At 66.5% G+C, this 13,759-nt stretch carries 12 protein-coding genes; 11 read left to right on the forward strand and 1 reads right to left on the reverse strand.

All coding sequences use genetic code 11. From position 1 onward, the window contains the following. Positions 1-167: 167 nt before the first annotated feature. The 6 genes from AC1C2T_RS12665 (at position 168) to AC1C2T_RS12690 (ending at position 8,802) form a co-directional block, all read left to right on the forward strand. On the forward strand, positions 168-1,790 hold the full coding sequence (locus tag AC1C2T_RS12665) for a peptide ABC transporter substrate-binding protein (protein ID WP_495360640.1): 1,623 nt from the start codon (positions 168-170) through the stop codon (positions 1,788-1,790). Between the two features lie 187 nt (positions 1,791-1,977). Beyond that, complete coding sequence (locus AC1C2T_RS12670) at positions 1,978-2,907, forward strand: ABC transporter permease (protein ID WP_495360639.1); 930 nt, start codon at positions 1,978-1,980, stop codon at positions 2,905-2,907. Continuing rightward, complete coding sequence (locus AC1C2T_RS12675) at positions 2,897-3,850, forward strand: ABC transporter permease (RefSeq protein ID WP_495360638.1); 954 nt, start codon at positions 2,897-2,899, stop codon at positions 3,848-3,850. The genes AC1C2T_RS12670 and AC1C2T_RS12675 overlap by 11 nt, the downstream gene beginning before the upstream one ends. Then, positions 3,847-5,616, forward strand: coding sequence for a dipeptide ABC transporter ATP-binding protein (locus AC1C2T_RS12680; protein ID WP_495385548.1), 1,770 nt, complete (start codon positions 3,847-3,849; stop codon positions 5,614-5,616). Before AC1C2T_RS12675 ends, AC1C2T_RS12680 begins: the two co-directional genes overlap by 4 nt. A gap of 237 nt (positions 5,617-5,853) precedes the next feature. Then, a complete protein-coding gene (gene typA / locus AC1C2T_RS12685; RefSeq protein ID WP_495360636.1) occupies positions 5,854-7,758 on the forward strand; it encodes a translational GTPase TypA in 1,905 nt (634 codons plus the stop codon). Positions 7,759-7,989: 231 nt separating this feature from the next. Further along, a complete protein-coding gene (locus AC1C2T_RS12690) occupies positions 7,990-8,802 on the forward strand; it encodes a M23 family metallopeptidase (protein WP_495385549.1) in 813 nt (270 codons plus the stop codon). Positions 8,803-8,889: 87 nt separating this feature from the next. Here AC1C2T_RS12690 and AC1C2T_RS12695 read toward each other — a convergent pair whose 3' ends face one another. After that, positions 8,890-9,699, reverse strand: a complete 810-nt coding sequence (locus tag AC1C2T_RS12695) for an enoyl-CoA hydratase/isomerase family protein (protein WP_495385550.1) — start codon at positions 9,697-9,699, stop codon at positions 8,890-8,892. Between the two features lie 161 nt (positions 9,700-9,860). On the opposite strand from AC1C2T_RS12695, the gene AC1C2T_RS12700 reads away from it, so the two are divergent. The 5 genes from AC1C2T_RS12700 (at position 9,861) to AC1C2T_RS12720 (ending at position 13,660) form a co-directional block, all read left to right on the forward strand. Then, positions 9,861-10,310, forward strand: coding sequence for a hypothetical protein (locus AC1C2T_RS12700; protein ID WP_495385551.1), 450 nt, complete (start codon positions 9,861-9,863; stop codon positions 10,308-10,310). Next, positions 10,307-10,690, forward strand: coding sequence for a DUF6113 family protein (locus tag AC1C2T_RS12705; protein ID WP_495385552.1), 384 nt, complete (start codon positions 10,307-10,309; stop codon positions 10,688-10,690). The genes AC1C2T_RS12700 and AC1C2T_RS12705 overlap by 4 nt, the downstream gene beginning before the upstream one ends. Before the next feature lie 38 nt (positions 10,691-10,728). Then, the gene (gene fdxA, locus AC1C2T_RS12710; protein ID WP_056658762.1) at positions 10,729-11,049 is read left to right on the forward strand and encodes a ferredoxin; all 321 of its coding nucleotides are present in this window, start codon (positions 10,729-10,731) and stop codon (positions 11,047-11,049) included. A 2-nt stretch (positions 11,050-11,051) separates the two neighbouring features. Further along, positions 11,052-12,167, forward strand: a complete 1,116-nt coding sequence (dapC, locus tag AC1C2T_RS12715; protein ID WP_495385553.1) for a succinyldiaminopimelate transaminase — start codon at positions 11,052-11,054, stop codon at positions 12,165-12,167. A 182-nt stretch (positions 12,168-12,349) separates the two neighbouring features. After that, complete coding sequence (locus tag AC1C2T_RS12720) at positions 12,350-13,660, forward strand: citrate synthase (RefSeq protein ID WP_495360630.1); 1,311 nt, start codon at positions 12,350-12,352, stop codon at positions 13,658-13,660. Positions 13,661-13,759: the final 99 nt, after the last annotated feature.

Genomic DNA, 13,759 nt, shown 5'->3' on the forward strand with positions numbered 1-13,759 from the left:
GCGAAGAGATGACGAATTCCGGCGAGGTGCGTGTCGCTAGGTTGCGCGTCGGTAACGGTTTGCCCATCTGGTTTGCTTCGGGGTGACCGGGTTCATAGTCTCGATCTACCAGCGCTCCAGCGCGGCCACGAGCCGTGCTGCCGTCGCACATCTCATCAGGAGGAACATTGAAGATCAAGAGAATCGGCGTAGCCGCCATTGCTCTTGCTGCCGCCGGCGCATTGACGCTGTCGGGCTGCACGAGCGGCGGCGCTGACCCGTCGGCACCCGCGGGCGACGCCACAGCGATCATCACGACCAACGGGAACGAGCCCCAGAACCCGCTGATCCCCACCAACACCAACGAGGTCGGTGGCGGCAAGATCCTCGACGCGACGTTCGCGGGCCTCGTCTACTACGACGCCAAGGGTGCTGCTCACAACGACGTCGCCGACGAGATCACGACCGACGACGCGCAGAACTACACGATCACGCTGAAGGCCGACCAGACCTTCTCCGACGGCTCGCCCGTCACGGCGAACTCCTTCGTCGACGCGTGGAACTACGGCGCCGACACGGCCAACGAGCAGCTCTCGCAGTACTTCTTCGAGTCGATCGAGGGCTTCAGCTACGACGAGTCCGTGCCCGAGCTCCCGGGCCTCGTGGTCGTCGATGACACGACCTTCACGGTCGCGCTGAGCCAGCCCGAGTCGGACTTCCCGCTGCGTCTCGGTTACTCGGCCTTCTACCCGCTGCCCGAGTCGGCGTTCGAAGACCTCGCGGCCTTCGGCGAGAACCCCGTCGGCAACGGCCCGTACATGCTCGACGGCGAAGGCGCCTGGAAGCACAACGAGAAGATCGACCTCGTCGTGAACCCCGACTACGACGGCCCCCGCAAGGCGGTCAACGGTGGTCTGAGCATCATCTTCTACGCCTCGCAGGATGCCGCGTACGCCGACCTCCAGGGCGGCAACCTCGACGTGCTCGACGCGATTCCCGACTCGGCTCTCGAGACCTTCGAAGACGAGTTCGCCGACCGCTCGGTCACCCAGGCCGCTGCGATCTTCCAGTCGTTCACGATCCCGGCGCGCCTGCCGCATTTCTCGGGTGAAGAGGGCAGCCTCCGCCGCCAGGCGATCTCGCACGCGATCAACCGTGAAGAGATCACCGACGTGATCTTCGCCGGCACCCGCACCCCGGCGCACGACTTCACGTCGCCGGTCATCGACGGCTACTCGGAAGACATCCCGGGTGCCGAGGTGCTCGACTACGACCCTGAAGAGGCGAAGACACTGTGGGCTCAGGCCGACGCCATCGCCCCCTGGGACGGCACCTTCAAGATCGCCTACAACGCCGACGGCGGCCACCAGGCCTGGGTCGACGCTGTGTCGAACAACCTGAAGAACAACCTCGGCATCGACGCTTCGGGCGACCCGTACCCGACGTTCGCCGAGGCTCGCACGAAGATCACCGACCGCACCATCCAGACGGCATTCCGTTCGGGATGGCAGGCGGACTACCCGGCGCTCTTCAACTTCCTCGGCCCGCTCTACGGAACGGGTGCAGGCTCCAACGACGGCGACTACTCGAACCCCGAGTTCGACGCGCTGCTGAGCGAGGGCCTCGCGGAGACCGATGTCGCCGCCGCCAACGAGAAGTTCCAGGCCGGTCAGGAGATCCTGTTCCAGGAGCTTCCGGTCATCCCGCTGTGGTACGCCACGGTCAACGGCGCATGGAGCGAACTGGTCAACGACGTCGAGTTCGGCTGGAACTCGGTGCCGCTGTACAACCAGATCACCAAGAGCGAGTAATTCTCGATCGAGGACGCCTCGGGGTTAGACTCTGAGGCGCCCGTGGGGCGGCAGCCGAGCAGGCTGCCGCCCCACTCCCACGTATCCCCGGTGTTCGTCTGATCGGCGTAACATCGTGGAGTCGAACTCGCACAACGGTGAGGTTTCTTTCAACATGTCCACATTCGCAGATTGCAGGGCCTGATCCATGGCCGGCTATATCCTGCGCCGATTGCTGCAGGCGATCCCTGTCCTGCTCGGCACCACGTTCCTGATCTATTTCATGGTCTTCGCCATGCCCGGCGACCCGATCGTCGCGCTGTTCGGCGACAAGACTCCGCCGCAGTCCGTCATCGACTCCCTGCGCGAGCGGTACCACCTCGACCAGCCGTTCATCATCCAGTACTTCATCTTCCTCGGCAACATCTTCAAGGGCGACCTCGGCGTCTCGTTCTCGGGCCAGCCCGTCTCCGAGATCCTGATGGCCACGTTCCCCGTCACGCTCCGCCTCGCGGCGATGGCCGTGTTCTTCGAGATGGTCGCCGGCATCACCATCGGCCTCGTGTCCGGCCTCCGCAAGGGCGGCATCTTCGACGCGAGCGCGCTCGTCGTGAGCCTCATCCTCATCTCGCTGCCGATCTTCGTGCTCGCGTTCGTGATGCAGTGGTTCTTCGGCATCTATCTGGGGTGGTTCAGAACCACGGTCGGTACAGGCGCGCCAACGCAAGACTTGATATTGCCCGCCATAGTCTTGGCCACCATCAGCTTCGCCCAGATCGTTCGACTGACGAGGGCGTCGGTCATCGATACAGATGGGCAGGACTTCGTTCGCACCGCCGCGAGCAAGGGTCTCTCCCGTCGGCGCATCGTTCCCGTGCACATCCTGCGCAACTCGCTCATCCCCGTGGTGACCTACCTCGCCGTCGACTTCGGCACGCTCATGGTCGGCGCCACAGTCACCGAGGGCATCTTCAACGTGCCGGGAGTCGGCCGCACGCTCTATCAGGCGATCATCCGAGGTGAGGGACCGACCGTCGTCTCCTTCGTGACGATCATGGTGCTGATCTACCTCGTGGTGAACCTGCTGGTAGATCTCCTCTACGCCGTTCTCGACCCGAGGATCCGTTATGCAAAGTAACACCAGACCAGACCAGCAGCACTTCGTCGCTCCGCTCGAGGAGACGCCGCTCGTCGGCATCGACGTGGTCAAGGCCGAGGGCAAGCCCTCCAACCTCTGGACCGATGCCTGGAACGACGTGCGCAAACGCCCGATGTTCTGGATCTCCTCAGTGCTGATCCTCCTCGTGGTCGTCGTCGCACTCTTCCCCGGCCTGTTCACGCAGACGCCGCCGAACAACGACTGCCTCCTCGCGAACAGCAACGCCGGCCCGGCCGAGGGCCACCCGCTCGGCTTCACGAAGCAGGGCTGCGACATCTATTCGCGAATCATCCACGGTACGTCGACGTCGCTGGCCGTCGGCCTCATCGTGACGTTCCTCGTCGCCCTGTTCGGCGTCGTGTTCGGTGCCTTCGCGGGCTTCTACGGTGGGTGGCTCGACTCGGTGCTCTCGCGCCTGGGCGACATCTTCTTCTCGATCCCCTACATCCTCGCGGCCGTCGTCATCATGTCGGTGTTCTCGGGATATCGGAACGTGTGGGTGATCTCACTCGCCATCGGATTGTTCGCCTGGCCCGCTACAGCACGTGTGCTGCGTGCCGAGATCCTCCGCGTGAAGAATGCCGACTTCGTCATGGCATCGACGGCGCTCGGCGTCTCGCGGTTGCGGATCCTTGTGCGTCACGTGCTGCCGAACTCGATCGCGCCCGTCATCGTCATCACGACGATCTCGCTCGCATCGGCGATCGTTGCAGAAGCGACGCTGTCGTTCCTCGGAGTCGGCCTGCCGACCGACATCATGTCGTGGGGCAACGACATCAGCCAGGCGCAGACGTCGTTGCGCACCGCGCCCCAGACGTTGATCCTTCCTTCGATCGCGCTGTCGGTCACCGTGCTGAGCTTCATCATGCTCGGCGAGGTCGTGCGTGATGCGCTCGATCCGAAGGCGAGGGCACAGCGATGAGTGAGACTTCGAACGGATCGAACGTGCAATCAGAACGCGCCGCAGGCGCCGAACGCCCGCTCCTCGAGATCAAAGATCTGCAGGTCGGGTTCAACACCCAAGACGGCATCGTCAAGGCCGTCGACGGCGTGAACATCACCCTCTATCGCGGGCAGAGCCTCGCGATCGTGGGGGAGTCGGGTTCCGGCAAGTCGACGACCGCGCACGCGATCATCAACCTGCTCCCCGGCACCGGTCACGTTTCCGGCGGTCAGATCCTGCTCGACGGCCAAGACCTGACGAAGGCCACGCCGCGAGACATGGAGGCGATCCGCGGCCGGAAGGTCGGCTTCGTCCCACAAGACCCGATGTCGAACCTCAACCCCGTGTGGTCGATCGGCTTCCAGGTCGAAGAGGCCATCAAGGCCAATGGCATCGCGACCGGTCGCAAAGAGGTCAAGAAGCGGGCCATCGAGGTGCTGAAAGAGGCCGGTCTCGGTGACGCAGACCGCCGCATGAAGCAGTTCCCGCACCAGTTCTCGGGCGGCATGCGCCAGCGCGTGCTCATCGGCATGGGCCTTGCGGCCAACCCGCAGCTGCTCATCGCCGACGAGCCGACGTCGGCTCTCGACGTCACGGTGCAACGGGTCATCCTCGACCACCTCGGGTCGCTGACCCGCGAACTCGGCACGACCCTGCTGTTCATCACGCACGACCTCGGCCTTGCAGCCGAGCGCGCCGAGCAGCTCGTGGTCATGTACAAGGGAAAGGTCGTCGAGTCCGGTCCGTCGGTCGACATCCTGCAGGACCCGCAGCACCCGTACACGCAGCGACTCGTCGCGGCGGCACCGAGCCTCGCCTCGCGCCGTATCCAGGCATCAGGATCGTTCGCGGCGGCAGAGTCCGCGATGGTCGAGGGTGCAGCGTCTGCCGCGGGCGACACGATCGACCTGATCGCCACTGCCGAGGCTCGTGCCGAGGCGCTCGCGGCCGCTCCGGCCGCACCGCCGGCGATCGTGGTGGAAGATCTCACGAAGGTCTTCAAGATCCGCGGCTCGGGCTCATTCACCGCGGTCGACAATGTGTCGTTCCAGATCGCCAAGGGCACCACCACGGCGCTCGTCGGCGAGTCCGGCTCGGGCAAGTCGACCGTTGCGAAGATGCTGCTGAAGCTCGAAGACACCACGAGCGGCAAGATCGTCGTCGGCGGGCACGACCTCGCGAGCGTCACCGGCAAAGAGCTGTTCGACCTTCGCAGCCGCATGCAGCCGGTCTTCCAGGACCCGTACGGTTCGCTGAACCCGCTGCGCAACATCGGCAACACCATCGCCGAACCGTTGTTCACGCACAAGGTCGGTTCGAAGGACTCTCGACGCGAGAGGGTGTACGAGCTGCTGGATCAGGTGTCGCTGCCGCGCACGCTCATCAGCCGTTACCCGAACGAGCTCTCGGGCGGCCAGCGTCAGCGCATCGCGATCGCGCGTGCGCTCGCGTTGAAACCCGAGATCGTCGTGCTCGACGAAGCAGTCTCGGCGCTCGACGTGCTCGTGCAGGCTCAGATCCTGCGCCTGCTCGCCGACCTGCAGGCAGAGCTCGGGTTGACGTACCTCTTCATCACGCACGACCTCGCGGTCGTGCGGGTCATCGCAGACAACGTCTGCGTGATGCAGAAGGGCAAGATCGTCGAAGCAGCGACCACCGACGAGGTGTTCGACCACCCGCAGGAGCAGTACACGAAGGATCTCCTCGCGGCGATCCCGGGTGCGAACATCGAGCTCGGCGCATAGTAGGCAGTTCCGGCATACGCACAACGCGAGCGCCCGGCATCCGTACCCACTGATGCCGGGCGTTTCGCGTTCCCAGCCTCGGGGTGCTCCGGCAGGGTAGGCTAGTGGGGCGCACACCGTCACTGCGGCATCCTGCGCTCCCCACAGATCTACATCTCAGCGCTTCCACGCTGTCGTCGTGCCGTGCGCAAGCCCGGCGGGCGGCGGCTCGGCAGCCGGCATCCTCGAGGACCAACTATGGCCAACGCCACCCGGAACGATCTGCGCAACGTCGCGATCGTCGCACACGTCGACCACGGCAAGACGACCCTCGTCGACGCCATGCTCCGACAGACCGACTCGTTCGCCGCGCACGCGCACCTCGAAGAGCGTGCCATGGACTCGAACGAGCTCGAGCGTGAGAAGGGCATCACGATCCTCGCCAAGAACACGGCGATCTCGTACAAGGGCACGCACGCGACGAACGGTCCGATCACGATCAACGTGATCGACACCCCCGGCCACGCCGACTTCGGCGGTGAGGTCGAGCGCGGCCTGTCGATGGTCGACGGTGTCGTGCTGCTCGTGGACGCGAGCGAGGGCCCGCTGCCGCAGACCCGTTTCGTGTTGCGCAAGGCGCTCGAGGCCCGCATGCCCGTCATCCTGCTCGTCAACAAGACCGACCGCCCCGACGCGCGCATCGATGAGGTCGTCGCCGAGAGCCAAGATCTGCTGCTCGGTCTCGCTTCCGACCTCGCCGACGACGTGCCCGACCTCGACCTCGACGCGATCCTCGACGTGCCCGTCGTCTACGCGTCGGGGCGCAACGGCGCCGCGAGTCACCACAAGCCGGCCAACGGCGAGCTTCCCGACAACGACGATCTCGAGCCGCTCTTCGAGGCGATCCTCGAGCACATCCCGGCCCCCGTCTACGATGACGAGCACCCGCTGCAGGCGCACGTCACGAACCTCGACGCGTCACCGTTCCTCGGCCGGCTCGCGCTCCTCCGCGTCTTCCACGGCACGATCAAGAAGGGCCAGACGGTGGCCTGGGTGAAGCATGACGGTTCCGTCGAGAACGTGCGTGTGACCGAGTTGTTCCTCACGAAGGCTCTCGACCGCTACCCGGCCGAGAGCGCCGGCCCCGGCGACATCGCCGTTGTCGCGGGCTTCCCGGACATCATGATCGGCGACACCCTCGCCGACCCCGAAGACGTGCGCCCCCTGCCGATCATCGCGGTCGACGAGCCGGCCATCTCGATGACGATCGGCACGAACAACTCGCCGCTCGTCGGCAAGGTCAAGGGTCACAAGCTCACTGCCCGCATGGTCAAAGACCGCCTCGACCGCGAACTCGTCGGCAATGTCTCGCTCAAGATCGTCGACGTCGGCCGCCCCGACGCGTGGGAGGTGCAGGGCCGTGGTGAACTGGCACTCGCCATCCTCGTCGAGCAGATGCGTCGCGAGGGCTTCGAACTCACGGTGGGCAAGCCGCAGGTGGTCACGAAGCAGGTCGACGGCAAGGTGCACGAGCCTTACGAGCACCTGACGATCGACGCCCCCGAAGAGTACCTCGGCGCGATCACGCAGCTGCTCGCCGGGCGCAAGGGCCGCATGGACAACATGGCGAACCACGGCACGGGCTGGGTGCGCATGGAGTTCATCGTGCCGAGCCGCGGCCTCATCGGCTTCCGCACGGAGTTCCTCACGACGACCCGCGGCACAGGTATCGCGAACGCGATCTCGCACGGCTACGAGCCGTGGGCAGGCGCGATCGTCACGCGCAACAACGGCTCGATCGTCGCCGACCGTTCCGGCGTCGTCACGCCCTTCGCCATCATCGCCCTGCAGGAGCGCATGACCTTCTTCGTGAACCCCACCGAAGAGGTCTACGAGGGCATGGTCATCGGCGAGAACTCGCGCAGCGACGACATGGACGTGAACATCACCAAAGAGAAGAAGCTGACGAACATGCGCCAGTCGACCTCCGACACGTTCGAGTCGATGACCCCGTCGCGTCAACTCTCGCTCGAGCAGTGCCTCGAGTTCGCGCGTGAAGACGAGTGCGTCGAGGTGACCCCGGCGATCGTGCGCATCCGCAAGGTCGAGCTCGATGCCACCGCACGCGCTCGCGCGACATCGCGCCTGAAGAAGCAAGGCTGAGCGGCGCGCAGCAGTACTGAGTGAAGCGAGCGGATGTCGCGGGCCACACGGGCCCGCGGCATCCGCTTCGTCGTTCCCGGCAGGCCGCCGTGAGACCGCTCTCAGCGGCACTCGGGGAACACGCATGCTCCGCGAAGGTTCCTCCCAGAGTCGCTACGTACGGTAGCTGAGATTGTCTCGAACCCGAACTGTCTCGAACCTACCCCCACAGATACGCGACGCACTCAATCTATGACTTCCCCCATGCGTGGCCGCCGCGCGGCCGCACCCGCTCCTGCCCGCCCCACGCCCACCACTGCCGTCTCCGGCAGTCCGCGCGCGCCTCGCGGAGCGCGCGCCTCGTTCCGGCCGATCTTCTCCGTCGTGGCGATGTCGTTCGTCGGTGCGATGATGGTCGCCACGAGCGTTCCCGCCCTGGCCATCACGGCGACCGACGCAGAGCCGCGCGCCTCGGTCTACGCTCCGATCGAAGACACGCTGCACTACGAACCGCAGACCATCGAGGTCGGCGGCGACGGTGTGATGTCGACGCTCGCCGCCGAGGCCTACAACGTCGAGGCAGCGCCACCGCCGATCACCTCGCAGGTGGCGAGCCTCGGCAGCGTCTCGCTCATCGACACCGGGGCGGTCGTCTGGCCCGTGCTGACTCCCGAGCGTCGGAGTTCGGGTTTCGGCCCGCGTTCCGCGCCCTGCGCCGGCTGCTCGACGAACCACGACGGGGTCGACTTCAACCCGGGCAACGGAACCCCGGTGATGTCGCTCGCCGACGGTGTGGTCGTGCTCGCGACCGAGGCCGGCGGCGGTCTCGGAGTCAACGTCGAGGTGCAGCACAACATCGGCGGTGAACTCGTCACGAGCTCGTACGCACACATGCAACTCGGGTCGCTCGCCGTCTCGGTGGGCCAGAGCGTCGTCGCCGGGCAGCAGGTCGGCCTCGTGGGCACGACCGGCCAGTCGACCGGCCCGCACATGCACCTCGAGATGTTCGGCGTCGACGGTGTGCGGTTCGACGGGTTCGCCTGGCTCGGCGCCCACGTCGCCTGACCCGGCTGGCCCAGCCCGAAACCGGGACTGCAGAACCCATTCGACGTGACGGATCGTTCTGCAGAGGGGCCTGTCGAGCCGCGCCGGTCACGCCCCGGAGAAGTGCGGCTCGCGTTTCTCGATGAACGCGGCCACGCCTTCGCGCATGTCATCGGTGCGGAACGCGTCGCCGAACCCGGCGATCTCGAGTTCGCTCGCGCTCTCGGTGCGCCGGCCGGCCGCGGTGACGAGCACTCGCTTCGCGAGGCCGACCGCCGGCGCGGCGTTCTCGCCGATCTCGGCGAGCGTCGCCCGGGCGCCTTCGAACAGCGACTCGCGATCGGTGAAGGTGCGATTGACGAGACCCACTGATGCCGCCTCGGCCGCATCGATGCGCCGGCCGGTGTAGATGAGTTCCTTCGCCCGGGCGAGGCCCACGGCGCGGGGCAGGCGCACCGTTCCACCGAAACCGGGGATGAGACCGAGGTGAGCTTCGGGCTGGCCGAAGATCGAGGCATCCGTCGCGTAGATGAAATCGCAGGCGAGGGCGAGTTCGAGACCGCCGCCGAGCGCGAATCCGTCGACGCAGGCGATGACCGGAGCGGTCAGGCGTTCGATGGCGTCCGCGAGACGGTGACCGAGCCGCGCCGTCTCCTCGCCCTGCTCCGGAGTGAAGTCGGCCATGGCACGGATGTCGGCGCCGGCGACGAACGCGCGGCCGCCGGCGCCCGTGAGGATCACGCCGCGCACGGCGGGGCCACCGGCGGCGAGGGCTTCGAATGCCCCGTCGAGCGCCGTCAGCACGGCGGGCGAGAGGGCGTTCAGTGCCTTGGGCCGATCGATCGTCACGATCGCAAGAGTGTCGTCGCGTTCCACGCGGACTTCGGGTGCGGATGCCTCGGTACCGGTTTCGGCCATCGTCGTCGATCCTTCCCGCACGGTCCGTTCCGTGTCCCGGTCCACGGTACGCCATCGCCCCCGCCCGGCGGGGCGGGTAGAATTCGATCGAGGGTGCGGATGCTTGCGTTCCGCCGTTCCCCGAACTCTTCACCTGATCGCTCGCACCAGAGGAGCCAGCCATGCGACACTCCAGTACGCGTCGTCGCGTGGGCACCGCCGCGGCGATCGTGGCCGTGACCATGACGCTCCTGTCGGGCTGCTTCCCGAACCCGGGCGACCTCGTGAACAAGGGCCTCGAAGACGCCGTCGAAGACGCGACGGGTGGCGAGGTGAGTCTCGGCGGCGAGTTGCCCGCCGACTTCCCCGAGCCGGTCGCGCTGATCGACGGCGAGATCGCGTTCGCCGCCGGTGCCGGCGGCAGTGAAGGCTGGATCGTCATGATCACTTCGACGGCCGCCGAGCCGGTCGCCGACGCCGCGAGCGCCCTCGAGGCTGCAGGGTTCACGAAGGACACGAGCCTGTCAGGCGAAGGTGCCGACGCCATGGTCTTCTCGAATGGCGAGTACTTCGTGCTCGTGGCCGGTGACGGCGATACCGTCTCGTACACGGTGACGCAGCAGCCGCAATGACGAAGCCGGCGAACCGCATCGGCACCGTCGTCATCTCGTTCCTGATCGGGCTTGTCTACGGTGCCCTCGCAACGGTCGGCCACCGCTTGACCCTGCAGATCGCAGACCTCACGATTCCACTGGGGCTCGTCGCCGCGCTCGTCGGCGTCGCGGCGCTGCTCCTCGGAATGCGCCTGGTCGCGGGCGGTCGGTTCGCCGCCGCCGCTGCGGCCGCGGGCATCATCGTCGCGGTCGCCGTGCTCACGCTGCCGGGCCCCGGCGGGTCCGTGATCATCGTCGGAGATCTCACCGGCACGGTGTGGTCGATCGCGCCCGCGCTCATCGCGGTGTTCGTGGTCGCCTGGCCGAAGCTGCCATCGGCGCGGCCGCGCGACGCTTAGACTGGAGTTCCAGCCTTCCGAAGGGACAGCGAACCACCGTGACCTATGTGATCGCCCTTCCGTGCGTCGACGTGAAAGACCGTGCGTGCATCGACGAGTGTCCTGTCGACTGCATCTACGAGGGCGAGCGTTCGCTCTACATCCACCCCGACGAGTGCGTCGACTGCGGGGCGTGCGAGCCCGTGTGCCCCGTCGAGGCGATCTACTACGAAGACGACCTCCCTGAGATGTGGGCCGACTACTACAAGGCCAACGTCGAGTTCTTCGACGACATCGGTTCGCCCGGCGGCGCGGCGAAGATCGGCGTCATCCCGAAGGATCACCCGGTGATCGCGGTGCTTCCTCCCCAGGCGCACTGAGCATGGCGCGCGGCGAGCTGCCCGACTACCCGTGGGACCTCATGGCGCCGTATCGTGAGCGTGCCGCAGTCCACCCCGATGGGGTCGTCGACCTGTCGATCGGGTCACCCGTCGACGCGACGCCGGTGCTCGTGCGCGAAGCGCTCGCGAAGGCGAGCGACGCGCACGCCTACCCGCAGACGACGGGCACCCGAGAGCTCCGCGCCGCCATCGTCGACTGGTTCGCGCGTCGCCGCGGCGTGACCGGGCTCGCCGAGGCGAACGTGCTGCCGACGGTGGGTTCCAAAGAGCTCGTCGCCCTCCTGCCGTTCCTCCTCGGACTCGGCGAGGGCGACGTCGTCGTGCACCCGCGTGCCGCGTACCCGAGCTACGAGATGGGCGCCGTGCTCGTCGGTGCGACGGCGATGGCCTCCGATGACCCGGCCGAATGGCCCGCCGCCACCAAGCTCGTCTGGCTGAACAGCCCGGGCAACCCCGACGGCCGCGTGCTCACGATCGAGGAGCTGCGTACTGCGCGTCAGCGGGCGCTCGAGCTCGGCGCGGTCATCGTGAGCGACGAATGCTACGCCGAGCTCGGGTGGGAGGGCCAATGGGCGGATGCCCCTGTGCCGAGCCTGCTCGACCCGCGGGTGATCGGCGAGAACCGCCGCAACACGCTCGTCGCATACTCGCTGTCGAAGCAGTCGAACATGGCCGGCTACCGTACCGCGTTCGTCGCCGGCTGCAGCACAGTCATCGGTCGTCTCACGACGGTGCGCAAGCACGCCGGGCTGATGGTCCCGCAGCCGCTGCAGGCGGCGATGCTCGCAGCGCTCCGCGACGACGAGCACGTTTTCGTGCAGAAGGAGCGATACCGGGCCCGTCGCGCACTTCTGAAGCCTGCTCTGGAGACGGCGGGGTTCCGTATCGACCGCAGCGAAGCGGGGCTCTACCTCTGGGCGACCGAGGGTCGCGATGCCTGGGATTCGATCGGGCGCCTCGCCGACCTCGGCATCGTGGCCGGTCCGGGCCATTTCTACGGCGTTCACTACCCCGAGCATGTTCGGCTCTCGCTGACCGCGAGCGATGAGCGGGTCGAGGCGGCCGCCAGGCGACTCTGGGCCGCCGCTGCGGCGTGACATCCGCTCGCTGGGCCGTTTCATCGCCCGTCTTGTGATCACCGCTAATGGATGCCCTGATCTATTGGCGGATGCAACAGTGTGCTCGGAGCGCGTCTAGGCTGTAGTCGGGCCGTTGACCGCCCCTAACGGTCATGCCCGGAAAGCAGGTGACCGCGCAAGTGACGATCACAGGAGGCGCCGTGAGCGACGTCGTGAACAGTGCGGCAGGGGAGAACCCCCAGACCGCCACCCTCAGCTTCGGCGGCACCACCGCCGAATTCCCCGTCCGCGCCGCTGTGCAGGGCAACCCGAGCATCGACGTGTCGACGCTGACTCGTCAGACCGGACTCACCGCGCTCGACTACGGGTTCGTGAACACCGCCTCGACGCGATCGGCGATCACCTACATCGACGGCGAGCAGGGCATCCTCCGCTATCGCGGGTACCCGATCGAAGAGGTCGCGGCGAACTCGACGTTCCTCGAAGTCGCGTGGCTGCTCATCTACGGCGAACTGCCGACGGCCGATCAGCTCGGCGAATTCGATGAGAAGATCCGGCACCACACGCTGCTGCATGAAGACCTCAAGCGCTTCTTCTCCTCACTGCCCCACACGGCTCACCCGATGTCGGTGCTCTCGAGTGCCGTGTCGGCGCTCTCGACGTACTACGAAGACTCCTCGGACTCGCACGACCCCGAGCAGGTCGAGCTGACGATGGTGCGCCTTCTCGCGAAGCTGCCGGTCATCGCCGCGTACGCGCACAAGAAGTCGGTCGGGCAGGCGTTCCTCTACCCCGACAATTCGCTGTCGTTCGTCGACAATTTCCTGAAGCTCAACTTCGGCAACATGGCCGAGCCGTTCCAGGTCGACCCGGTGCTCTCCACCGCGCTCGACCGGTTGCTGATTCTGCACGAAGACCACGAGCAGAACGCGTCGACGTCGACGGTGCGGCTCGTCGGCTCGACCGGTGCGAACCTCTATGCCTCGATCTCCGCGGGCATCCAGGCACTCTCGGGCCCGCTGCACGGCGGCGCGAACGAAGCGGTGCTGCAGATGCTCGCCCGCATCCGCGACTCCGGTGAAGGCGTCGAGAAGTTCGTCGAGCGCGTGAAGAACAAAGAAGACGGTGTCAAGCTCATGGGCTTCGGGCACCGCGTCTACAAGAACTACGACCCCCGCGCGACGATCGTCAAGCAGTCGGCCGACGAGGTGCTCGCGGGGCTCGGCGTGGCCGACCCGCTGCTCGACATCGCGAAAGAACTCGAGCAGTTCGCCCTGCAAGACGACTACTTCAAAGAGCGACGCCTCTACCCGAACGTCGATTTCTACACGGGTGTCATCTACAAGGCGATGGGTTTCCCCACGCGCATGTTCACGGTGCTCTTCGCGATCGGCCGACTGCCCGGCTGGATGGCGCACTGGCGCGAGATGAACCTCGACCCGCAGACGAAGATCGGTCGCCCGCAGCAGTTGTACATCGGCGAGGCCGAGCGGCACTACCCCTCGGCCTGAGCTACTCAGCGTTCTGAGCGCCGCGCCGTTCTGAGCACTCAGCGTTCTGAGCACCTCGCCGGTCGAGTAGCGAGCGCCAGCGAGCGTATAGAGACCAGC

The sequence above is a fragment of the Agromyces sp. Y558 genome (assembly GCF_059445415.1).